At 54.6% G+C, this 23,359-nt stretch carries 21 protein-coding genes and 2 tRNA genes; 12 read left to right on the top strand and 11 right to left on the bottom strand.

All coding sequences use genetic code 11. The annotated features are described in order from the left end of the window. From ACZ5FM_RS05595 to ACZ5FM_RS05605, 3 genes are all read left to right on the top strand, one after another. Complete coding sequence (locus ACZ5FM_RS05595; RefSeq protein WP_312945935.1) at positions 1 to 930, top strand: lipid A biosynthesis lauroyl acyltransferase; 930 nt, start codon at positions 1 to 3, stop codon at positions 928 to 930. A 258-nt stretch (positions 931 to 1,188) separates the two neighbouring features. Then, entirely contained in the window at positions 1,189 to 1,863 is a 675-nt protein-coding gene (locus tag ACZ5FM_RS05600) for a PAS domain-containing protein (protein ID WP_259144966.1), read from the top strand. Between the two features lie 639 nt (positions 1,864 to 2,502). Continuing rightward, the gene (locus ACZ5FM_RS05605; protein ID WP_259144964.1) at positions 2,503 to 3,189 is read left to right on the top strand and encodes a PAS domain-containing protein; all 687 of its coding nucleotides are present in this window, start codon (positions 2,503 to 2,505) and stop codon (positions 3,187 to 3,189) included. Positions 3,190 to 3,252: 63 nt separating this feature from the next. Here the strand turns inward: ACZ5FM_RS05605 and ACZ5FM_RS05610 are convergent, their stop codons facing one another. Next, positions 3,253 to 4,053: a TSUP family transporter gene (locus tag ACZ5FM_RS05610; RefSeq protein WP_312943932.1), complete on the bottom strand. Its 801-nt coding sequence runs from the start codon at positions 4,051 to 4,053 to the stop codon at positions 3,253 to 3,255. 173 nt (positions 4,054 to 4,226) lie between these two features. On the opposite strand from ACZ5FM_RS05610, the gene ACZ5FM_RS05615 reads away from it, so the two are divergent. From ACZ5FM_RS05615 to recJ, 5 genes are all read left to right on the top strand, one after another. Beyond that, on the top strand, positions 4,227 to 5,186 hold the full coding sequence (locus ACZ5FM_RS05615; protein WP_464039935.1) for a nucleoside hydrolase: 960 nt from the start codon (positions 4,227 to 4,229) through the stop codon (positions 5,184 to 5,186). A gap of 362 nt (positions 5,187 to 5,548) precedes the next feature. Then, positions 5,549 to 6,769: an LL-diaminopimelate aminotransferase gene (locus tag ACZ5FM_RS05620; protein ID WP_192487893.1), complete on the top strand. Its 1,221-nt coding sequence runs from the start codon at positions 5,549 to 5,551 to the stop codon at positions 6,767 to 6,769. 71 nt (positions 6,770 to 6,840) lie between these two features. After that, the gene (locus ACZ5FM_RS05625; protein WP_464039936.1) at positions 6,841 to 8,160 is read left to right on the top strand and encodes a homoserine dehydrogenase; all 1,320 of its coding nucleotides are present in this window, start codon (positions 6,841 to 6,843) and stop codon (positions 8,158 to 8,160) included. Between the two features lie 239 nt (positions 8,161 to 8,399). Then, positions 8,400 to 8,603, top strand: coding sequence for a hypothetical protein (locus ACZ5FM_RS05630; RefSeq protein ID WP_250982671.1), 204 nt, complete (start codon positions 8,400 to 8,402; stop codon positions 8,601 to 8,603). A gap of 363 nt (positions 8,604 to 8,966) precedes the next feature. After that, on the top strand, positions 8,967 to 10,769 hold the full coding sequence (gene recJ / locus ACZ5FM_RS05635; protein WP_464039937.1) for a single-stranded-DNA-specific exonuclease RecJ: 1,803 nt from the start codon (positions 8,967 to 8,969) through the stop codon (positions 10,767 to 10,769). A gap of 71 nt (positions 10,770 to 10,840) precedes the next feature. On the opposite strand, the gene ACZ5FM_RS05640 is transcribed toward recJ, so the two are convergent. The 7 genes from ACZ5FM_RS05640 to ACZ5FM_RS05670 all read right to left on the bottom strand — a co-directional run bounded on the left by ACZ5FM_RS05640 (position 10,841) and on the right by ACZ5FM_RS05670 (position 16,952). Then, positions 10,841 to 11,899 carry an outer membrane protein assembly factor BamB family protein gene (locus tag ACZ5FM_RS05640; protein WP_464039939.1) on the bottom strand — a complete coding sequence of 353 codons (1,059 nt, stop codon included), beginning with the start codon at positions 11,897 to 11,899 and terminating at the stop codon, positions 10,841 to 10,843. Between the two features lie 189 nt (positions 11,900 to 12,088). After that, positions 12,089 to 12,163 (bottom strand) — tRNA-Glu (locus tag ACZ5FM_RS05645). A 223-nt stretch (positions 12,164 to 12,386) separates the two neighbouring features. Further along, positions 12,387 to 12,461, bottom strand: a tRNA-Glu gene (locus ACZ5FM_RS05650). A gap of 237 nt (positions 12,462 to 12,698) precedes the next feature. Then, complete coding sequence (locus ACZ5FM_RS05655) at positions 12,699 to 13,472, bottom strand: amino acid ABC transporter ATP-binding protein (RefSeq protein ID WP_275641007.1); 774 nt, start codon at positions 13,470 to 13,472, stop codon at positions 12,699 to 12,701. Positions 13,473 to 13,483: 11 nt separating this feature from the next. Further along, a complete protein-coding gene (locus ACZ5FM_RS05660) occupies positions 13,484 to 14,641 on the bottom strand; it encodes an amino acid ABC transporter permease (protein ID WP_312943939.1) in 1,158 nt (385 codons plus the stop codon). A gap of 4 nt (positions 14,642 to 14,645) precedes the next feature. Further along, complete coding sequence (locus tag ACZ5FM_RS05665; RefSeq protein WP_464039940.1) at positions 14,646 to 15,839, bottom strand: amino acid ABC transporter permease; 1,194 nt, start codon at positions 15,837 to 15,839, stop codon at positions 14,646 to 14,648. 87 nt (positions 15,840 to 15,926) lie between these two features. Then, positions 15,927 to 16,952 carry an amino acid ABC transporter substrate-binding protein gene (locus tag ACZ5FM_RS05670; protein WP_464039941.1) on the bottom strand — a complete coding sequence of 342 codons (1,026 nt, stop codon included), beginning with the start codon at positions 16,950 to 16,952 and terminating at the stop codon, positions 15,927 to 15,929. Between the two features lie 336 nt (positions 16,953 to 17,288). Between ACZ5FM_RS05670 and ACZ5FM_RS05675 the strand changes: the two genes are divergently transcribed. Continuing rightward, the gene (locus ACZ5FM_RS05675; protein ID WP_464039942.1) at positions 17,289 to 18,476 is read left to right on the top strand and encodes a cystathionine beta-lyase; all 1,188 of its coding nucleotides are present in this window, start codon (positions 17,289 to 17,291) and stop codon (positions 18,474 to 18,476) included. Between the two features lie 91 nt (positions 18,477 to 18,567). Here ACZ5FM_RS05675 and ACZ5FM_RS05680 read toward each other — a convergent pair whose 3' ends face one another. Both ACZ5FM_RS05680 and ACZ5FM_RS05685 read right to left on the bottom strand, forming a co-directional pair. Further along, entirely contained in the window at positions 18,568 to 19,734 is a 1,167-nt protein-coding gene (locus tag ACZ5FM_RS05680) for an FAD-dependent monooxygenase (protein ID WP_464039944.1), read from the bottom strand. Between the two features lie 31 nt (positions 19,735 to 19,765). Next, a complete protein-coding gene (locus ACZ5FM_RS05685; protein ID WP_192487726.1) occupies positions 19,766 to 20,014 on the bottom strand; it encodes a zinc-finger domain-containing protein in 249 nt (82 codons plus the stop codon). 152 nt (positions 20,015 to 20,166) lie between these two features. Between ACZ5FM_RS05685 and ACZ5FM_RS05690 the strand changes: the two genes are divergently transcribed. The 3 genes from ACZ5FM_RS05690 to ACZ5FM_RS05700 all read left to right on the top strand — a co-directional run bounded on the left by ACZ5FM_RS05690 (position 20,167) and on the right by ACZ5FM_RS05700 (position 22,323). Next, entirely contained in the window at positions 20,167 to 20,955 is a 789-nt protein-coding gene (locus ACZ5FM_RS05690; RefSeq protein WP_464039945.1) for an alpha/beta fold hydrolase, read from the top strand. Positions 20,956 to 21,164: 209 nt separating this feature from the next. After that, positions 21,165 to 21,989 (top strand): serine O-acetyltransferase, encoded by an 825-nt coding sequence (gene cysE / locus ACZ5FM_RS05695; protein WP_250982662.1) that lies wholly within the window; start codon positions 21,165 to 21,167, stop codon positions 21,987 to 21,989. Positions 21,990 to 22,119: 130 nt separating this feature from the next. Further along, a complete protein-coding gene (locus tag ACZ5FM_RS05700) occupies positions 22,120 to 22,323 on the top strand; it encodes a DUF3126 family protein (RefSeq protein ID WP_192487729.1) in 204 nt (67 codons plus the stop codon). 94 nt (positions 22,324 to 22,417) lie between these two features. Here the strand turns inward: ACZ5FM_RS05700 and ACZ5FM_RS05705 are convergent, their stop codons facing one another. Further along, complete coding sequence (locus ACZ5FM_RS05705; protein WP_259144954.1) at positions 22,418 to 23,290, bottom strand: ATP-binding protein; 873 nt, start codon at positions 23,288 to 23,290, stop codon at positions 22,418 to 22,420. Positions 23,291 to 23,359 lie beyond the last annotated feature (69 nt).

Below are 23,359 nucleotides of genomic sequence, written 5' to 3' on the forward strand. Positions count from 1 at the left end.
GTGAAGATGCTTGTGACGCGCATCGTCTTGGCGCTGATGCATTTTCGGCAATGGCTGATTGCGCAATTTGCGTTTGGCCTGCTGAATTTCCTGAAGCTGTTCCCGGCTGATCCGGCCATGCGTTTTGCGGAACGTTTTGCCAGGTGGGTTGGCCCCAAGACCAAGCGTCACAAGCTGATGCTCTATAATCTGGAGCGCGCATTCCCTGAGAAGTCGCAGCAGGAACGTCTCGATATCGCCATGGACAGTTGGGCCAATATGGGCCGTCTGGCGGCGGAATATGTATTTCTGGACCGGTTGTTCGACTTTGATCCGGAAAACACCACGCCAGGCCGCATTGAGGTCGAAGGTATCCCGATCTTCCTCGACCTGCGTGATAATCCGCGACCCTTCATCGTGTTTACCGCCCATACCGGCAATTTCGAACTTCTGCCGGTGGCAGGCTCTGCCTTCGGCCTGATGGTCACTGTACTGTTTCGCCCACCGAACAATCCTTACATCGCCGACAAGGTATTCAACTTCCGTCGTGCGCGTATGGGCGATCTTGTTCCCTCGCATGCCGGTTCATCTTTCGCGCTAGCGCGCCAGTTGGAACGGGGCGGTGGCGTTGGCGTGCTGGTTGACCAGAAGTTCAACAAGGGTCTGTCGACGCAGTTCTTCGACCTTGACGTGAAAACCAACCCGCTGGTTGCCAAGCTGGTTCGCCAGTTCAATTGTGAGGTCTATCCAGCCCGTTGCATCCGTTTGCCCGACAACCGCTACCGCCTGGAAATCGAGCCAAAGATAACGATCCCGGTCGATGAGAAGGGCAATGTCGATGTGGCCGGCACGGCCCAGTTGTTGAACGACAAGGTTGAAAGCTGGGTGCGGGAACATCCGGGCCAGTGGCTCTGGTACCACGACCGTTGGAACATCAAATCCAAGCTTTGAAATACCTATCGGCTCTCGAAAATCACGAAACCTTGGCACCAGCTTCAGAATATATAAAACCCGTGGATTTCGGCGGTTAACCACACCAAGAGTAGCGGTTTGTAAACGCTTCTGTTTTTGTGATATTAGTCGGTCATGGGTTTGAATGTTTTGGTTGATAGGTCTCAAGCATGTCCTGATCTCTGTGGAGGGACTGTGATTTCGGAGGTTCATCGATAATTGCATGCGGATTGCGATAATCTTCTCGGGAGAGTTGCGTTGAAGACTTTGGTTGAGCGGTTCTGGCAACAATATGCACGACTGAGACATGCGGTCGAAACCAACGACGCGACCGCCGTGGAGGCCCTCGATCGTGAGCTTGATCCGATCCTTGAAGCGATCATCCACAAGGAAACCCGAAACCCTGATGAGATCCGGATCCAGTTCCAGTTCGCAATTGATTTGCTGAACGAGGAGGCTGAGGATTTTGCTGGTGTCCAGCGCAACACAGAGTTGCTGAAAACTCTGGTAAACCGCTACATCGGCAAGGGTTATTCCCCCAACGACAAGGACGGCAAAGAGCACACCGTGCTGGATGAGGCATGGTTTGACGAGCAGTCCGACCGCATCATCGTGGTGTCTACGGATTACCGCATCTTCTATTGCAATGCTGCCAATGCCAGCCGCTATTCGCTGTCTGTCGCCGATATGCTCGGCAAGCACATTGCGGAGTTTGTCGGTCTGCACCGCTTCCAGCATGGCCTGAAGGAAAAGCTGGTTCAGTGCTTCCAGGGTGAGGCAACGCAGTTTACCTACGCGGAAGATAATGATGGTCGCACCATCGTCGTTTCGCTTGGTCTCACACCTTGCTACTCGTCATCAGGCACGCTTCTCGGTGCGATGATTGTTCTGCAGGAAGCAGCCGATCGCCGCAGACGTTCCGGCGCTGCCTGAAACATTTCTTTGATTATTCCTGACCGCAATTGCTGCAACCGACACCGGTCGCCGTGCGGTCAGCGTGTTGCTTCCGGACATTGAACTGATTCACAATTTGCCACACTTGTTTCATTATGAGACAGGTGAGGGCGGCTGTATGCCGATCTGGAATCCCCAATTCGGACAAATTCCCACATATTGATTTGTCTAAATTCTGTTTCAAAATTGCGACACTTTGGGTGCTTTCCAGTCAGTGATGATTTGTTTTTTGAAGTATCGGAAATTTATTTATTTAAAATTTTCACGTAAATCATGTCCTGTATTTTGAAATAAAGTAGAAAACAAATATCATTTTTTATGTTGATGCCTGTTTCGTCTGTTTTTGATTTTCATTGCGTATTGTTTTTGATTTTTCTGAATTATCCAGAGTGAGTTTCAGTAATATATTTAAGAAATAATATTGTTTGCTGTGTTTTTGCTTTTGCTAAATTCAAAAATTCTAATTCAGTCGTCATTTGACTGATTGAATGTGAGGGGTCGTCATGTTAGTGCCTTCCAGCAAAGAATGTGCGGGCATTTGACCATTCTCGCACACGGACATCCGTCGCATGTTTTCACCGCAGCGCGGATATCTGGCAGACCATTTTGGAGACTGGCATGTTGGGGCTTTTCGAAGCGTTTTCGACAAAATGTTTGCAATTGCAGCAGGCCGTATCTGCCGGACATGACGAACTGGTCCGGGCTCTCGACCGTGAGTTGGACCCGCTCATCGGCATCATCCTGTCCTACAAAGCGGAAAATGCCTATGAAATGCACATGCAGATGCAGTTTCTGGCGGCGCTGATCCGTGAAGATGCGGATGATCCGTCAAGCGTGCTGCGCCATTCTGCTGCCATGTCGATGCTGATCGACCGTTATTTCGCCGACAGCACCATGCAGGCTGAAGACGCTCGCCCCGCCATTGTCGAGACAAGAGCAAAACAGCAGGTCTATCCTGATATGCTGTTCAGCGAAGTTGTGCTGGATCTGCTGCCAGACCGGGTGGTGGTGATTACCACCGACTGCCGTTTTCTCTACGCCAACAAGCGTTATTCGAAATATTTCAACAGAACGCCACTATCTCTGATCGGCTCATCGATTTCAGAGTTGGTCGGCAGCGAATATTTTGAGATGAAGATCAAGCCGCGCCTTGATCGTTGTTTCGAGGGGGAAAGCCTTGATTATACCCATGAGCCGTGGGGGCAGGGCGAACGGATGGCCCGTTATCGTATGACGCCGCTTCGTTGTGCTGACCACCGCATTGCAGGTGCCATCGTTGTCATGCAAGACTTGCATGAGGCCTGAGGCACGGCAGTGCGCCGTGCCATTGTCTGGCTGGTTGATGGTCCCGCGACCAGCACCTTGTTTTCAGAAGCCGAAGACTGCCGTCATCCGCTCCCAGAGCGCTGGGTCGACCTGACCAATAATCAACCGTGCCGCCATGGCAAGGCAGGAGATGATCAGCAGCGGACGGATCAGCTTTGCGCCATTTTTCATGGCGAAGTGCGAACCAAGCTGCGCGCCAATGAACTGGCCGATGCCCATGACAAAACCGATTTTCCACAACACTGCACCGCTGATCGTGAACACGATGAAGCTGCCGACATTGGAACCGAAGTTCAAAAGCTTGGTGTGAGCTGTGGCTTTCAGCATGCCGTAACCGGCCAATGACACGAAGGCCAGCATGAAGAACGATCCGGTACCGGGACCAAAAATGCCATCATAAAAACCGATCAGCGGCACGACCGTGCAGCCGAACATAAAGGATGAAATGCGTCTGTGGCGGTCCTGATCGCTCAGCTGCTGTTTGAACGCAAAATAAAGCGCAATGCCAACCAGCAGGAACGGCATGATAAAACGCAACACTTCGGCCGGTACAAAGGCGGCTGCAATGGCGCCGAATACACCGCCCACCATCGACAAAAGCGCCATCGGCAATTGGCTTTTCAGGTCCACCAGACCGCGCTTGGTATAGGCGTAAGTGGCAGAAGCCGAACCGAACTGTGACTGCAGCTTGTTGGTGCCCAGCGCCTCAAGCGGTGGAATGCCCATGATCAGCATGGCCGGAATGGTAATCAGCCCGCCGCCGCCAGCAATGGAATCGATAAAGCCGGCAACAATGGCGACAACAAACAAGGTGGAAAGCAGGTGCAACGTGACGTCGGTCAAGGTGAGAATTCCGGGAGGGGCAAAAGATGACAGCGTTATTGTCACTGAAGCCGATGCTTGGCAAACGCTATTTCAGGTCACGTTAGGGATTGCGGATGCGCCGCTTATGATTAATGTGCCCGCACCCGGCGGCACATCAGCCGGCATAAAAAGATTTTGCGGAGCATACTGAAATGCATAAGGTGATATTTGATACGGATCCCGGCGTCGATGACGCAATGGCCCTGCTTTTCCTTCACAGGCACCCGGAGATCGATCTGATAGGCATCACCACGGTTTTCGGGAATGCGCCGATTGAGATCACGACGCGCAACGCGCTTTTCCTAAAGCAACAATGGGGCATTTCCGCACCAGTCGCCAAGGGTGCCAATGTGACGTTTGATCCGTCCCGTCCCGAGGGACATTGGCCAACCTTCATCCACGGTGAAAATGGTCTGGGCGACATCGATATCCCCGAGACCATCCACCTGCCGGTTGATCCGCGTCCGGCCCACCACTTCCTGATCGAAACGGTGAAGGCCAATCCGGGCGAGGTGACAATCATTGCGGTTGGCCGCATGACCAACCTCGCACTGGCATTGCGCGAAGATCCGGATTTTGCCGCACTGGTGAAAGATGTCATCATCATGGGTGGTGCATTCGACATTAACGGCAACGTATCGCCAGCCGCCGAAGCCAATATCCATGGCGACCCGGAAGCGGCCGATCTGGTGTTTACCGCACCCTGGCGCGTCACCATCGTTGGTCTGGATGTCACGACCAAGACCGTGATGACCTCCAAATTCATGGATGGCATGGCAAAAGCAGGCGGCAAGCCGGTGCAACTGCTGTCAGACCTGTCGCAGTTCTATATCGAGTTCTACAAGGAACGCACCGGCGACGGCATGGTCGTGCATGACAGCTGCGCCTGCGTTTATCTGGTGGCGCCGGAACTGTTTGAGACACGCAGCGGCCCGGTTCGCGTGGTATGCGGTGGTCTGGCCGATGGTGCGACCATCCAGAAACCGGATGGTCGTGGTTTCCCGCCAGGCTACTGGGATGGTCATCCAAGCCAGCTCGTTTGCACCGATATCAAGCCGGATGCGGTGCTTTCGCTCATCCGTTCTGTCATCGTGGACGGCAAGCACGCCTGATTGTCAGGCCGATTGCAGCAAAATGGCCGGTTTCCGGCCATGGTTGCCTTGCATTCAAACCAAAACTGGCGTTAAGCAAAAACGTGTTTACGCATCACTGCGTCGGATCGGCTGCCGTAAAAAAAGCTTATATCCGACACATCCATGCGCCACTTCATCTCAATGCAGATGACGATGTCCGGCGACATGGGATGGAGTGATCAGGCTGGCGCCAATTGACCGGTTAAATCGTTAGGATTTTCCGATCTTTGCGCTACAATACCAGAATCTGCAGGATGTGTTCGTGTCGGCAGGTTACTGTAATAAAAACGAACTTTCGCAAATGCGCCGGGCAGTGCTGGCGCATTTTCATGAGGAAGAAAATGGAAGAGTTTCACAAGGTCAAGCGTCTGCCGCAATACGTATTCGAACAGGTAAACCGTTTGAAAGCGAGCGCACGAGCGGGTGGCGCGGATATTATTGACCTTGGCATGGGAAACCCGGATCTTCCGACCCCGAAAGCGATCGTCGACAAGCTGTGTGAGGTCGTTCAGGACCCACGCACCCACCGCTATTCCTCGTCCAAGGGCATTCCCGGTCTTCGCAAGGCGCAGGCCGCCTATTACGCCCGTCGTTTTGGCGTAAAGCTCAACCCCGATACCCAGGTTGTTGCAACACTCGGCTCCAAGGAAGGTTTCGCCAACATGGCGCAGGCAATCACTGCACCGGGCGACGTTATTCTCTGCCCGAACCCGACCTATCCGATCCATGCTTTCGGATTCTTGATGGCTGGCGGTGTGATCCGCTCCATGAATGTCGAGCCGGATGAGACATTCTTTGGCCCGCTGGAGCGCGCTGTGCGCCACTCCATTCCAAAGCCATTGGCGCTGATCATCAACTACCCGTCCAACCCGACGGCGCATGTTGCGTCGCTTGATTTCTACAAGGATATCATCGCATTCGCCAAGAAGCATGACATCATCGTGCTGTCGGATCTGGCCTATTCGGAAATCTACTTCGACGAAAACAACCCACCACCATCGGTGCTGCAGGTTCCAGGTGCCATGGATGTGGCCGTTGAGTTCACCTCCATGTCCAAGACCTTCTCAATGCCCGGCTGGCGCATGGGCTTTGCGGTCGGTAACGAGCGTCTGATCTCGGCTTTGACCCGTGTAAAGTCCTATCTGGACTACGGCGCTTTCACGCCGATCCAGGTTGCCGCCACCCACGCGCTGAACGGCGATGGCTCCGATATTGCCGAAGTGCGCAATGTCTACCGCCGCCGCCGCGACGTTATGGTTGATACCTTCGGCAAGGCTGGTTTTGAGGTGCCACCACCGGCCGCCACCATGTTTGCATGGGCAAAAATTCCAGAAAAGTTCCGTCATCTCGGTTCGCTCGAGTTTTCCAAGCTGCTCGTCGAAAAGGCCGATATTGCGGTTGCTCCGGGTGTTGGCTTCGGCGAAATGGGCGATGACTATGTTCGTCTGGCTCTCGTTGAAAACGAACACCGCATTCGTCAGGCTGCGCGCAACTTGAAGCGCTTCCTGTCCACAGCTGATGAAACGATGCATAACGTCGTTTCTCTGAACGCTCACCGTTAATAACGGGGGCAACTCCCTGGGTGGCCGGTCCCGGCCACCTGTTATTACCAAAACAAATCAGGATTATACCAATGGCAGATTCATTGAGAATCGGCATAGCGGGGCTCGGCACTATCGGCTCGTCGCTTGTGCGCATCATCCAGCAGAGAAGCAACGAGCTTGCGATTACCTGCGGACGCGCGATTGAGATTATTGCCGTCAGCGCGCGCGACCGTTCGCGCGACCGTGGCATTGATCTCACCGGTATTACCTGGTTTGACACACCCGAGCAGATGGCAGCCGAAGCTGAGATCGATGTGTTCGTTGAACTGGTTGGCGGTGCATCTGGCCCTGCCAAGGCAGCAGTCAGAACAGCGCTTGCCCGCGGTCTCCACGTGGTGACAGCCAACAAGGCATTGCTTGCCAAGCACGGTGTGGAGCTGGCAACCACGGCAGAAGAGAAGGGCGTTCTCCTGAACTTCGAAGCTGCGGTGGCCGGTGGTATTCCGGTTATCAAGGCACTGCGTGAATCCCTGACCGGCAACCACGTGTCCCGGATCTACGGTATCATGAACGGTACCTGCAATTACATCCTGACCAAGATGGAGAAGGAAGGCCTGTCCTTTGAGACGTGCCTGAAGGAAGCGCAGCGTCTTGGTTACGCTGAAGCGGACCCAGCCTTTGACATCGAGGGCAATGACACCGCTCACAAGCTTGCCATTTTGACGACGCTGGCATTCGGCAACAAGATTGCAGCTGACGACATCTATCTCGAAGGTATCACAAATATCTCGATTGAAGATATCCATGCCGCTGCCGATCTCGGTTACCGCATCAAGCTGCTCGGCGTTGCACAGATGACTGAGTCAGGCATTGAACAGCGCGTTCACCCAACCATGGTGCCGCTGGATTCCGTGATTGCGCAGGTGGATGGCGTGACCAACGCTGTCGCCATCGAATCCGACATCCTCGGTGAATTGCTGATGGTTGGCCCCGGCGCCGGTGGTAATGCAACGGCATCTGCCGTTCTCGGCGATATCGCCGACATCGCCAAGAGCCGTCCTGGCATTCAGCAGGTTCCAGTCCTTGGCCGTCCGGCCAAGTCGCTGGAAAAGTACCGTCGCGCCAAGATGAAGAAACACGAAGGCGGTTACTTCATCCGCCTGACTGTCGCTGACCGCGCCGGCGTGTTTGCCAGCATCGCGACAAGCATGGCTGAAAATGGCATTTCGCTGGAATCGATCGTGCAGCGCTCGCGCGCCCAGACGCCGGATGCCCCGCAGACAATCGTGCTGGTGACCCACGCAACGATGGAAGATGCCGTTCGCAAGGCCGTCGCCTCCATCAAGAGCCAGGCTTACCTGACGGATGAACCGCAGGTCATCCGAATCGAGCGCACAAAGGCTGCCTGATTCGCGCCGCATTTCGGTTTTCGCACCGAATTTCGGTTCCATTTTGACATTATCGATGCCCTGCCGCTGGTTATGACCACGGCGGGGCATTCGCTTTTACAAAATGTGACTGCCATAAGCCCCGATAGCCGCCTTTGAGTACTCTATTTTGCTTACTCAGTAAGGAGTAAGGCTGGTCAAGGGCGTTAAGTGACAGTACCATGACATCAACTGAAATCACCAAGCGAGGGAGGCGCGTCGTGAGTTCAATTGTACTGTTCAAGGATATTGGTCCTGTCGAAAAGGCAGAGGTTCATCCTCTGCCAAACTTTTCGAACGACAATTTTGCCCTGTGTGAAAATGATGAAAGTTTCGCCCGACGTAACTGGGCGGTACTGACCATTCTGCTGTCCGTCGTGGCCAGCAGCGTCGGAGCCTTGGCTCTGCCGATTGTTCTGGGCTGATTTGACACGATAACAGCCACCATGTCTGAGGAGGGTGGTGGCTGTTGTGACGGTCTGGAAACTGCATGCTTTCCGGACTTATCCTAAAGCGGCGCACATCCATGATGTGCGTTGTTTTGGCTGGCGTAAAACGCCATGCCACGGCTTTGAATGTGACCAGCTTTGCAGCGCAAGCCTTGTCGTAAAGGCCGTTCGTGCATTTTGGTGATGCCATGCTTTAGGGCAGGTCATGTGTCCCAACAAAGTTTTCGGCCGCTCTTGCTCTTGAAACTCCCGCACGACAGAATAAATGCTCGTCTTTAAGACACGAAAGCTGTTTAACCGCTTTCATCATGTGTTGAGTTTGGCAGAGCAGGATAGTGAATGACGGAACCGGTCGATACCGTGCCACGTGCGTTTCTGGGTGTGGAGCGATCGGTCAGCGACCAGCGCTGGGTGTCACGGCTTGATCAGGCCGGGCAGAACCGCGCCCTCGCCATGGCGCAGCTTCACGGTATGCCAGAACTGATCGCCCGTGTGCTGGCCGGGCGTGGCGTTGCCGTTGATGAGGCACTGGAATTTCTCGACCCAACCATCCGTAACCTGATGCCCGATCCGCACACGCTGACGGATTGTGAACTGGCCGCCAATCGTCTGGCCGCCGCCATCGAGAAAAACGAAAAGATAGCCATCTTCGGTGACTATGACGTTGATGGCGCATCGTCGGCTGCCTTGATGTACCGCTTCCTCAATCATTTCGGGCTTGAGCCGGAAATCTATATTCCCGATCGTATTTTTGAAGGTTATGGCCCAAACCCCGCAGCCATGCAGCAACTGGCCGCCAATGGCGCCACGCTGATAGTGACGGTGGATTGTGGCTCCACCAGCCATGAATCGCTGCTGGCCGCCAAGCAGGCCGGCACCGATGTCGTCGTCATCGACCACCATCAGGTCGGCGAAACGCTGCCGCCTTGCGTGGCGCTGGTAAACCCCAACCGCCAGGACGATCTCTCAGGTCAGGGCCATCTCTGTGCCGCCGGCGTGGTGTTTCTGGTTCTGGTGGCAACGCTGCGGGTGATGAAGGACAAAAAGGACCGCCGCGCTTTCACGCTCGACCTTCTGTCCTTCCTCGATATCGTGGCACTGGCGACAGTTTGTGACGTCGTACCATTGAAGGGGCTGAACCGCGCCTATGTGGTCAAAGGTCTGGTTGCGGCCCGCCACATGAACAATGCCGGTCTGGCGGCGCTGTTTAAGATCGCAGGCCTCGGCGGGCCGGTAACACCTTATCATTTCGGTTTTCTGATTGGTCCGCGCATCAACGCTGGCGGCCGGATTGGCGACGCCGCACTCGGCAGCCGCCTGTTGACCATTGATGACCCATCGGGTGCTGAAGTCATCGCGGCAAAGCTCGATGAACTGAACCGTGAACGCCAGGCGATGGAAACCGTGATGCTGGCCGAGGCGGAAGCCGAAGCACTTGCCGAATATGGTGACGGTTCCGGGGCAGGGGTTATTGTCACCGCCCGGAAGAACTGGCACCCCGGCATTGTCGGGCTGCTGGCATCACGCCTTAAAGACCGCTTCCGCCGCCCAGCCTTTGCCATTGCCTTTGATGCAAACGGCAAGGGCACCGGTTCCGGCCGCTCGATCAATGGCTTTGACCTTGGCCGCATGGTGCGGGCTGCCGTCGACAATGGCCTTCTGGTCAAGGGTGGCGGCCATGCCATGGCGGCCGGCCTGACAGTGGAGCGCAGCGCGCTTGGCAAGCTTAGAACCTTCTTTGAAGAAAGCGCCTCCAAGGCCATCGCATCGTTGGTCGAAAACAGTGCGCTCAAGATCGATGGTGCCATTGGTGCCTCTGGTGCGACGCTGGATTTGATCGATCGACTGGAAGCCGCTGGTCCCTATGGTTCGGGCCATTCACAGCCGATTTTTGCTATTCCGGCCCACCGCCTGAAAGATGCCCGCACCGTGGGTGCCAATCACGTCAAGATAACGTTGGAAGCACTGGATGGCAGCCGGCTGGACGGTATTGCCTTCAGGGCGGCAGATGCGCCGCTCGGCCAACTGCTGCTGAACGGCAGAGGCCGCTCCGTGCATGTGGCGGGAACATTGGGTGCAGAACAATGGCAGGGTCAGCGCCGGGTGCAGATCCGCGTGCTGGACGCGGCAATCGCCAACTGATGCAACAAGCTGCTTGAAGGCTAAGCAAGCCTGTGATGCCGCAAACGACCGCCCAGCAGTTCTGAAAATGCTCAGTTTTGGTAGAGTTCAACGGTGCGACCGGTAGCAACCGCTAGCAGGTTGTTTTCTGCGGCCAATCCGCCGCCTTTGCATTTGCCATCACCCACACCAAAAGTCGGCGTGGTGATTGTGCCGTCAATATCCATGCCGACAATCTGCCCCTTGTCATCAAGCACGAAAATTTGTCCTTGATGATACAGCGGCTGGCCGACGATCTCGCCTTGTAACGGTTGGCTCCAGGCCGCCTCGAGTTGCGGCTTTTTGAACAGCAACCCCTTCTTTTCCAGCGACGCAACACGGATCGTGCTGTTGTCGTCACCAGCAATGATGCGATTGCCGACAACCAGTGGACCTGATGTGATCGCCGTGCCATCAGGAATGGCCAGAGAGGCCTTCAGGCTGCCATTGGCAGGGTCGTAGAGGTGGATGGCATTGCGGGCGCCCCAGACTAGCAGGCCGTCCACAATGGCGGCATTGAAGTGATATTGATCTGCTGTCGTTGACCACAAGCTGTTGCCTGACTGCTGGTCGATGCACAGCAGATGCACGGTCGATTCTCCGAACTTGGCACCGGAGACAATTGCCGTATGGAAGATCTTGCCGTCATGCGCCAGAAACCGGTAGGCGTGACCTCCGGTGTCATGGGACCAGAGGACGTCGCCGGTCGCTTTATCAAGACACCAGGTCTTCTGGCTGCCGCCACCTGTTTCGGCAATAAAGATACGATCCCCGCTCAGAACAGGCACATTGACATTGCGGGTGCCAAAGGCGCTGGTCCACAACGTGCTGCCATCAGGCGCATAGGCGTGGACAGCGCCAGCGAAGCTGGCAACATAGATATTGCCATTTTCATCAATCAGCGGTTCTGTCGCGACATGGTCGATCGTGTGTCGCCACAGCTCACGGCCGTCGGTCTTTGAAAGGGCGATGACACTGCTCTCGAAGAAACTCTTTTTGTCGTAATGAAAAATGCCGACAACCTGGTCCTTGCCAATAACAGGCGTGCGGGCCGAGACATTGCGCTCCTTGGGCAGCGTATAATTCCAAATCATCGTCCAACCGGTGTTCATGGCCAAACCTTCTGGATGAAAATGGTTCGATGGCGTCAAAGGGAAATAGCAACAAAGCGCAAGGTTGTGTACCCGTTAAAACCACGCTGAGGGCAGGGTATGGCTTGCGCATGTCAGCGCACGGCAAAACGAACAAGCGACGTTGTCGCTGTGGCGTTTTTTATCATGATGTAGGGGAGAGAAGCACAGTGGTACGCCCTAGGGGAGTCGAACCCCTCTTTTCAGAATGAAAATCTGACGTCCTAACCGATAGACGAAGGGCGCGTACGCTGTGTTGGCGCCCTTATAGTCAGAGGTTTGATTTCCCGCAAGCACCAAATTGCATTTTTTTGCGTTTCGGCTGTGGAAAAATGCATTTTTTTCCAGTTGGCCTTTTAGGTGAGGGGATTGCTGTAAATATCTGAAAATGTCGGCATAAATCGACATGCAGAAAGATCGTTCCCGAGGCGGGAATGATGCAGTTTTTCAATTTTGGGGAGGATCACAGTGGTACGCCCTAGGGGAGTCGAACCCCTCTTTTCAGAATGAAAATCTGACGTCCTAACCGATAGACGAAGGGCGCATACGCTGTGTTGGCGCCCTTATAATCAGAGGTTTTATTTCCTGCAAGCGCCAATTTTCGTTTTTTGCAAAAAAATGACAATGCAGATGATTTTATTGTGCGAGTTTTGCAATTGTTGTTTTAAATCAGTGGCTTGTTTTTTTTCTGTCGCTCTGCGGTGACATTTAGTCGGGTATGTATAACGGCCATCTGCGCAAAAAAAATGGGGCCGAAGCCCCATTTTTTCGTTTTCGATTCCTAGTGAAGAATCTGGCTGAGGAACAATTTTGTTCGCTCGTGCTGCGGATTGTCGAAAAACTCCTGCGGGGAGTTTTCTTCGACGATCTGGCCCTGGTCCATGAAGATAACCCGGTTTGCCACCTGGCGTGCAAAACCCATTTCGTGGGTCACGCACAGCATGGTCATGCCTTCTTCGGCAAGGCCCACCATTGTATCGAGAACTTCCTTCACCATTTCCGGATCGAGCGCCGATGTCGGCTCATCGAACAGCAGGATTTTTGGCTTCATGCACAGCGAGCGGGCAATCGCCACGCGCTGTTGCTGACCGCCGGAAAGCTGGCCCGGATATTTGTGAGCCTGTTCAGGAATCTTCACGCGTTCCAGGAAGTGCATGGCAATCGCTTCAGCTTCCTTCTTTGGGGTCTTGCGAACCCAGATCGGTGCCAGCGTGCAGTTTTCAAGGATTGTCAGGTGAGGGAACAGGTTGAAGTGCTGGAACACCATGCCCACTTCGCGACGAACCTCATCGATCTTCTTCAGATCGTTGGTCAGTTCGATTCCATCCACCACAATGCTGCCCGACTGGTGTTCTTCCAGACGGTTGATGCAGCGGATCATCGTCGACTTGCCCGAGCCCGAAGGCCCGGCAATGACGATACGCTCACCGCGCATGACCTTGAGGTTGATATCGCGAAGCACGTGGAAATCGCCATACCACTTGTTCATGCCAACGATTTCGATAGCGACATCGGTATCAGAAACCGTCATTTTTTGTGTTTGGGGTCCTGCCATGAGTGTTTCCCTTATCTTTTATGTCCGGTGTCGAGGTGTCTTTCCATAAAGGCAGAGTAACGCGACATGCCGAAGCAGAATATCCAGAAGATGAAGCCTGCGAAAATCAGGCCGGTCAATGGTGTTACCGGGGTAATCCACGTCGCATCGCGGAAATTGAGCTGCACAATACCCAGCAGGTCGAACATGCCAATGATCGATACCAGCGAGGTGTCCTTGAACAGGCCAATGAACGTGTTGACGATGCCGGGAATAACCAGCTTGATTGCCTGCGGCAGAATGATCAACCGCGTGGTCTGCCAGTAGCCGAGGCCGAGTGAATCGGCACCTTCAAACTGGCCTTTTGGAATGGCCTGCAAACCACCGCGAATAACTTCCGCCATGTAGGCAGATGCAAACAGCGCAACGCCGACGAGTGCACGCAGGAAGTTGTCGATTGTCCATCCGGTTGGCAAAAACAGCGGCAGCATGACGTTTGCCATGAACAGAACGGTGATCAGCGGCACGCCACGGATGATTTCGATGAAACCGACGCACAATGTCTTGATGGCAGGCATTTTCGATTTTCTGCCAAGTGCCAACAGAATGCCGAGCGGCAGTGACACCGCAATGCCGACGAAGGACAAAATGAGCGTGACCATCAGGCCACCCCAAAGAGGTGTGTCTACGCGCTGCAGGCCGAAAGCACCGCCATGCAGAAGGTAGAAGGCAACCACTGGGAAGATGATGAACATCAGGACGGCGTTCAGTGTCTTGCCAGGGATCTTTGGAATGAGCAGCGGCACCAGCAATGCAATGAGCATGACTGTTACCAGCAGCGGACGCCATCTCTCATCGAGCGGATAACGGCCGAACATGAACTGCGCAAAACGGTCCTCGACAAATGCCCAGCAGGCACCTGTCCAGCCTTCCGGCTGAATCCCGCCCTGGACGACGGTGGCACACACGGAACGGTCAGAGCCGACCCATGATGCCTTGATGAACAACCAGTCGATGGCCGGTGGTACGATAGCCAGGATGATGGCGACCGCAATCAGCGTCAAAATCACGTCTTTGGGGCCGGAGAACAGATTCTTCCGCAGCCATGCAACGGCGCTTTTTTCGTCCTTTGGGGGAGGTGCCGCGCCAACCATGGCGGTGCGGACATATTGTACGTTTCTTGTGCTCATGAGCTTATCTCTCCACCAATGCCATCTTGGCGTTGAACCAGTTCATGAAGAGCGATGTGATGATGCTGATCGACAGATAGACAATCATCCAGATCGACACGACTTCGACGGCCTGACCGGTCTGGTTCAGGGTCGTTCCGCCTGTGGACACCAGATCGGGATAACCGATGGCGACACCCAGCGAAGAGTTCTTCGTGAGGTTGAGATATTGGCTGGTAAGCGGCGGAATGATGATGCGCATGGCCTGCGGCACAACGATAAGACGGGTGGTCTTGCTGGATTTCATGCCAAGCGCGGTCGATGCTTCCGTCTGTCCCTTCGGAACGCCGCGAATACCGGAACGGATGGTTTCGGCAATGAAGGCGGCGGTATAAAAGGAGAGGGCCAGATAAAGCGCGAAAAACTCCGGCAGAACAGTGCTGCCACCCCTGATGTTGAAGCCACCGGCAACAGGTACGTCGAAAGTCAGCGGCGCACCGGCAACCAGAAACGCCAATAGCGGCAGCCCAATCAGGATACCGAGGCCCGCACGGAAGATCGGGAAGGTCTGTCCGGTTTTCATCTGGCGTTTTGTCGCCCATTTGGACAAGGCCACAACGGCAATGATCGCAACCGGAATGGAGATTGCAAAGATCAGCGAACCTTCGCCCCAAACAGGTCTTGGAATAGAAAGACCACGGTTGTTGAGGAAGATGCCAAACGGCAGATCGTAGGAATCTCTGACATTGGGAAGCAGGCGCAAGACGCCCGTGTACCAGAAGAAGATAACCAGAAGCGGCGGGATATTGCGGAACACCTCGACGTAAACCGTGCAAATCTTGGCGATCAGCCAGTTGTTGGACAGGCGCCCGACACCGACGATGAAACCAATGATTGTTGCGGTGATAATACCGGTTATCGCAACGACTAGGGTGTTGAGGAAGCCGACGATCAGCGCCCGGCCATAGGTGGAATCGCTGGAATAAGCGATCAGCGTGTCACCGATGTCAAAACCAGCGCGGCTATTCAGAAAGCCGTAGCCAGACGCCGTGTTGGAACGCGCGAGGTTGGTCGCCACGTTGTTGGCAATAAACCACACGACGGCAACGAAGATGATGATGGTGACGATTTGAAAGAAGATTGAACGGACGAACGGATCATAAAGGAGTGAACCGGAGGATCTGTTGCCGGAAGACGCAATTGTAGCGTTATCTGCCATGTTTGCCCTATCCCCATGTGGCCATGTTGGCCATCTTGTTATTGTAAAAGGCAAGGCGGGTTTAAGCCGCCTTGCCGTTGACGAGGATTAGCGAATTGGTGGTGCGTACTGCAGGCCACCCTTGGTCCAAAGGGCATTCAGACCACGCTGGATTTTCAGCGGAGAAGATTCACCGAGATTGGCCTCGAAGATTTCACCGTAGTTACCCAGTGCCTTGACGATGTTGTAGGCCCAGTCATTGGTCAGGCCAAGGTCGGTACCAATCTTCGAATCGGTTTCCGTGCCAAGGAAACGCTTGATATCCGGATTGGTGGTGCTTGCCTTGATTTCATCGATATTGGCTTTGGTGATGCCGAATTCTTCAGCCTGAACCAGCGCGTAATGGCTCCAGGAAACGATATCGAACCACTGGTCGTCACCCTGACGAACGGCTGGTCCAAGTGGTTCCTTGGAAATGATTTCAGGCAGAACAAGGTGGTCATCCGGGTTTGGAAGTCCGAGACGAACGGAATACAGACCGGACTGGTCGGTGGTGTAAACGTCGCAACGGCCAGCGGCGTAAGCAGCGTTCACTTCTTCGAACTTTTCAAACACGACTGGCTTGTATTCGAGGTTGTTGGCCTTGAAGTAGTCAGCAAGGTTAAGTTCTGTGGTCGTACCGGACTGTACGCAAACGGCTGCACCGGAAAGTTCGAGTGCCGATTTTACGTTGAGGCTCTTAGGAACCATGAAGCCCTGGCCGTCGTAATAGTTGACGGTACGGAAGTTGAAGCCAAGTGCGGTGTCGCGGCTGATGGTCCAGGTGGTGTTACGGAACAGAACGTCGCCTTCACCGGACTGCAGAGCCGGGAAACGTGTCTGACCTGTTGTTGGTGTAAACTTCACCTTTGTTGGGTCGTTAAAGACCGCAACTGCCACAGCGCGGCAGAAATCAATGTCGAAACCTGTCCAGTTACCGCTGGCATCCGGGGAAGCAAAACCCGGAAGACCTGTGTTCACGACGCATTGTACAAAGCCCTTTGCCTTTACGTCATCCAGTGTTGCGGCCGAAGCCACCGAACCTGCACCCAGCGCAGCTGTGCCGATAATGGCTGACAGAATTGCCTTTTTCATATTTTCCCAACCTTTGTTTATTATTTAATCGATTTAGAAAGGGCGAATACAATTATTTCTTTATATTTCTCCCCTTCCGCATCACCTCCCGGTGCGCACATGCATCACAATCATTATTGCCTTCATGGTCAAGTCTTGGGAGAAATAAAATTGCCTAAAAAAGAGATTTTTCAGTTTGATGACTGTGAATGAAGCAATTGTATAAATTATAGGCGGCGAGTGGGCAAAAATATCGCGTTGCAACCGCCATCTTTAAAACGTTTCTTCTGAGGGTTGACCTGTTCGCTGCGGGCTAGCATGTTCGCTTCACATCTATCAGTGAGTGTTTATCCCGAAATGAAAAATAAAGATCTTCTGCTTTCCGGTGCGGGCGACAATACGCGTCTGGCTCATCTGGGAAATGACCCAACCGATTATTATGGCTTCGTAAATCCGCCTGTCGTACGCGCTTCGACCGTGCTTTTCCCTGACGCGCAGGCCATGGCAGACGGCAAGCAGAAATACACGTACGGTACACATGGCACACCGACCACGGATGCGCTTTGTGAAGCAATCAACGAGCTGGATGGCGCAGCCGGAACTATCCTTCTGCCATCGGGGCTGGCTGCGATCACCATCCCGTTTCTTGCCTATCTGTCGCCCGGCGACCACGCGCTGATCGTTGATTCGGTCTATTTCCCGACCCGTCGTTTCTGCAACACGATGCTCAAACGCATGGGTGTCGAGATCGATTACTATGATCCGCTGGTTGGCGCTGGCATCGAAGCCCTGATCAAGCCAAATACCAAGCTGGTGCATTTGGAAGCGCCAGGTTCCAACACCTTTGAAATGCAGGAAGTGTCGGTCATTTCGGCCATTGCCCACAAGCATGGCTGCGTCGTTACGATGGACAATACCTGGGCGACACCGCTGTATTTCAAGCCGCTAGACCACGGCGTTGATATCACCATGCAGGCGGCGACCAAGTATCCGTCTGGCCATTCCGACCTGCTGATGGGCTTCGTGTCTGCCAACAAGGAGCATTGGGATACGCTCAACGAAGCCAACATGTTGCTTGGCCTGTGTGCGGCACCGGATGATTCCTACCAGATGCTACGCGGCCTGCGCACCATGGGCGTGCGCCTTGAGCGCCACCAGCAGAGCGCACTTGCCATTGCGGAATGGCTTGAGGGCAGGGACGATGTGGGCCGTGTGCTGCATCCGGCCCTGCCAAGCTTCCCCGGCCACGACATCTGGAAACGTGACTTCAAGGGCGCAAGCGGCGTGTTCTCCTTCGTGCTGAAGGCTGGTGCCGATGAATTCAAGGCCAAGTCACACGCATTCCTCAATGCGCTGAAACTGTTCGGTCTTGGTTATTCCTGGGGTGGTTATGAAAGCCTGGCCGTTCCGGTCGGTCTGTCGGACCGCGTTGTGGCCAAGGCACCTGAGGGCGGTTCGGTTATCCGTCTGCAGATCGGTCTCGAAGACGTAGCTGATATCCGCAAGGATCTTGAAGCCGGTTTCAAGGCGGCAAGCGACGTGTGAATTCACGACCTTCGTAAGTTTAAAGAGCGCCGCCATCACTGGTGGCGCTTTTTTATTCTGAGGGCCGCAGAAAAACGCCCCGCTGCCTCAATCACCCCTTGGCGTGGTAGCCATAAAGCCAGTCAAGGTCTGCCGCAAAAGATTGCGCGGGACGGACGGCAAACAGCAGGTCACGTCCCAGTTTAAACGGGCCGCTGGCATGGTAGGCAAACCGGTTCATCTGCGCCCGCTTGCGTGCCTTGTTGATGCGCGGTACGCGCAGGCTTTCAAACGCCGCCAATCCCTGAGGCAGCGTTGCCGCTGACATCACCTGACCGGCAAGTTCAAAAGCATCCTCGATGGCCATCGCCGCACCCTGGGCCGCAAATGGCATCATCGCATGGGCGGAATCGCCAATCAGCACGGTGTTCTGGCCATTGTGCCAGCAACCTTCGCTCAACTGATAGAGAGGCCAGAAATTGCCGTTCTCGGTCTTGGTCAGCAATTCACGAATGGACGGGTGCCAGTCGCGGAACTGCTCAAAAAGCATTTCTTTCTGGTGACCGGTTGATTCTGCCTTCCATGTCTGGCCCGGATCGGCACCGATGGAAATCGCCACGACGTTGAAGGCGGAAACCTCTTTTAGCGGATAGGCGACAATGTGCCCCTTAGGACCGAGGAACGCCTTGACCGACTGCTTTTGCAGGAATGACGGCGCGACATCGTCATGGATTGTAAACCGCCATGCCACATTGCCCGAAAAGCTGGGTGAGGGGCTTTCTGGCACGGAGTAGCGGGCGCTCGACCAGACGCCATCTGCGCCGATGATCAGATCATGATCGGCAAAAGTGATGGCGGAGATATCTGCCTTGCGCACGGTTTCAATGCGTTTGCCCAGATGCAGATGACAAAGCGGATTTTTCAACACCGCACCCAGAAGCGCCTGCTGCAGGGTGGAGCGGTGCAGAACTCCGTAAGGTGCCCCCCAGCGCGCACGCGCCAATTGGCGCATAGGCAATGACATCAGGGTTTTCAGGGATTGGCCGGAGGTCAGGTCGATGGTTTCAGGTTCGACCCACAGCGGCTCGATATTGGCCAGAACATCCAGCTCGGACAAGATGCGAGAAGCATTGGGGGATATTTGCAGCCCGGCGCCCACCTCCGTCAGGTGATGGGCCTGTTCGATGATATGCGAACTTACGCCGTGCCGGGCAAAAGAAAGAGCGGCGGTCAAACCGGCAATGCCGGCACCGACAATAGCGACAGATTTTACGGGCATAAATGCACCGATCAGAAAGAGAGGAAAGCGGTCAGGCTGCCTTCACATGAAAAACACAGCCCGGTGGATTTGTCTGCTCGGCCTTGAGCGTTGGGTTGTAACGGAAAAGGGTCGAGCAATAGGAACAGACCTTTTCGTTGTCATCGCCCATATCGATGAAAATATGCGGATGATCGAAAGGAACGGAAGCGCCCGTGCACATGAATTCCTTGACACCGATTTCGATCATCGGGTGACCGCCATCGTTCTGGAAGTGAGGAATAGTGTGATGACCGGCCATGCGGATCTCCAAATGCTTTATGTAGATTGAACCTTGACTGCTTTGGCATGACATCTAGCGATAAATGAAGTCAACCTCCACAGAAATCGAAACATATCAGGGTTCAACCTTCAGGATTCATGACATAAGGTCGGCCAAAAAGGATGTCTTTGATGAATCTCAATACCCCCGATTTTTCTTTTTATCAGCGCGATGGCCTGAAGCTGGCCTATTTCGATGAGGGCGACCCGGCGGGCGAACCGGTTCTGCTCATCCACGGCTTTGCATCGACAGCCAGTGTGAACTGGGTGCATCCCGGCTGGTTGAAGACATTGGGAACCGCCGGTTACCGGGTGATTGCCATTGATAATCGTGGCCACGGCCAAAGCGATAAACCGCATGATACCGGGGCCTATTACCCGCCAATCATGGCGGAAGACGCCATTGGCCTGCTCAACCATCTTGGTATTTCCGAGGCCCATATCATGGGGTACTCCATGGGCGCGCGTATCTCCGCCTTTCTGGCGCTGGCCCACCCGGAGCGCGTGCGCTCGCTGGTGTTTGGTGGCCTTGGCATCAATCTCTGCAATGGTGTTGGCGATTGGGACCCGATTGCCGAGGCGCTTCTGGCCCCTTCGCTTGACGGCATTACCCATGAGCGTGGCCGCATGTTCCGCATGTTTGCCGACCAGACCAAAAGCGACCGCCTTGCGCTCGCCGCCTGTATTGCCACCAACCGCATTCTGGTCAGCCGCGAAGATGCTGCCCGGATCGACATGCCCTGTCTGATAGCTGTGGGAACCAAGGATGATATTGCCGGTTCACCACAGGAACTGGCCGACATCATGCCCAATGCCACCGCACTCGACATTCCCGGTCGCGATCATATGCTGGCGGTGGGTGACAGGGTGTTCAAGGCCGCTGTGCTGGAGTTTTACGCCGGTCTTTCCAACAATGCCTGAGCGGTCATGACCCTGATATTGTCCCGGATTTATGGTCAGATGAAATGACTTTAAGGCGCCGCTATGCCGCTTGCCGGGCACGCCGCGCCTTAAAAGTAGAAATGTTATGCTGGAGACGCGTCGATGGCTTGATATGCCATTGCGCTCACCCATTTCTATCCGAAACATTTTTCGGTATAAGAAATGTTCTAAGGTAAAAGGAGACCATTATGGTCGTGCGCAATGAAGTTCGCCAACTTGAACAGGTGGCCGTTGTCGATCCCATTTGGGGCAGCCTTCTGAACGAAGCACGCAGTGCCGCTTCGCAGGACCCATTGCTGGCTGCATTTTTCTATTCGACAGTGCTCAACCATCCTTCGCTCGAAGCGTCCGTCATTTACCGCATATGTGAGCTCCTTGATCACCCTGACATGCAGGCTGTTTTGCTGCGCCAGACCTTTGATGAAATGTTGAAGGACTGGCCGGAGTGGGGCACCATTCTGCGCGTTGATATTCAGGCGGTTTATGACCGCGATCCGGCTTGCACGCGCTTCATGGAGCCGGTGCTATATTTCAAGGGTTTCCACGCCATCCAGACGCACCGTCTGGCCCACTGGCTGCTGAAGAAGGGCCGCAAGGATTTTGCGCTTTATCTGCAAAGCCGTGCCTCCGTGGTCTTCCAGACCGACATCAACCCGGCCGCACAAATTGGCCGTGGGATATTCCTTGACCATGCCACCGGTCTGGTGGTCGGTGAAACCGCCGTCATCGGTGATAATGTCTCCATTCTGCATGGTGTCACGCTGGGTGGTACCGGCAAGGAAGGCGCAGACCGCCACCCGAAAATCCGCAGCGGCGTGATGATCGGCGCTGGCGCAAAAATCCTCGGCAATATCGAAATTGGCAGCTGCTCACGCATTGCTGCCGGTTCTGTTGTGCTGAAGCCGGTGCCGCCAAAAAGCACCGTGGCAGGCGTGCCAGCCAGGGTGATAGGAGAGGCCGGGTGTACCGAGCCATCGCGTATAATGGACCAGGTCATCGGCGCGGATATCTGATCCGCGTGTCTGCAATCACAGGTGCAACTGACGTGCATTTTTGATGCGCAAGAACACTTTTTGCGGACTTTACTTTGACCTTTGTCCCATGCCACAAGCGGCGCAAAGCGAACTGCACAGGAGATAGAGTGTGAAAACCGAAGAGATCAAAAAGCTCGACGCTTATTTCAAGCGCACCTTCAATCCGGAGATGGCGGTCAAGGCCCGTCCTCGTAAGGATGACTCGGCTGAAGTCTATCTCGGCGAAGAGTTTCTGGGCGTTGTCTATGTCGACGATGAAGATGGCGATCTGTCCTATAACTTCTCGATGGCCATTCTCGACGTCGATCTCTGATTGAGATTTGCACCATCTGTTGGGTGCCCAATAAAAAACCTCCGGTCATGCCGGAGGTTTTTTCGTTTCGGGGTATGGCTGCTGCGAACTCGGATTATTTCGTCAGCGGTTTTCTCAACCGTCCGGCCAGATCCTGAATATATTGCCAGGCAACACGGCCGGAACGACCGCCACGGGTGGTTGCCCATTCCAGTGCTTCTGCCTTCAATGTGTCCTCGTCGATGCCAAGTTCGAAATGTTCGGCGTAGGAATTGATCATCGTCAGATAGTCTTCCTGACTGCACTTGTGGAAACCAAGCCAAAGGCCAAAACGGTCCGACAGCGACACCTTTTCCTCAACCGCTTCGCCCGGATTGATGGCCGTGGACTGCTCGTTTTCCATCATGTTGCGTGGCAACAGGTGGCGGCGGTTGGATGTGGCGTAGAACAGCACATTGTCCGGACGGCCCTCAATGCCACCATCCAGCGCTGCCTTAAGCGACTTGTAGGCGGTGTCGTCATGGTCAAAGGACAGGTCGTCACAGAACACGATGATGCGGTGATCCTGATCCTTCATCAGGCTCATCAGCGCGGGCAGGGTAGAAATGTCTTCCCTGTGCACCTCAACCAGCTTCAGGGAAACGCCGGTTGCGTTGCGCACATCTTCGTGAACAGCTTTGACCAGCGAGGACTTGCCCATGCCGCGCGCACCCCACAAAAGTACGTTGTTGGCGGGAAAACCTTCGGCAAAGCGCAGTGTATTTTCATGCAGGATGTCGCGTACATGGTCGACACCGCGGATCAGCTGCAAAGCAATACGGTTGGGGCGCGGTACCGGCTGCAACGACTTGTTTTCTGCAGACCATACGAAACAGTCTGCCGCACTCCAGTCGTTCTTGGCGGGTGCTGGGCCCGCCAGCCGCTCGACAGCATCGGTAAGCCGGCGAATTTCGTTGAGGAGGAGAGCAGTCGTCTGATCTTGGGTCATTATAGGTCTCACGCTGTTTAATGCAGGCGTTTTAAGGGGATATTAAGGTTCGGTAGCATGGCGTTTCGA

Source organism: Agrobacterium sp. 5Ca50, from assembly GCF_055381905.1.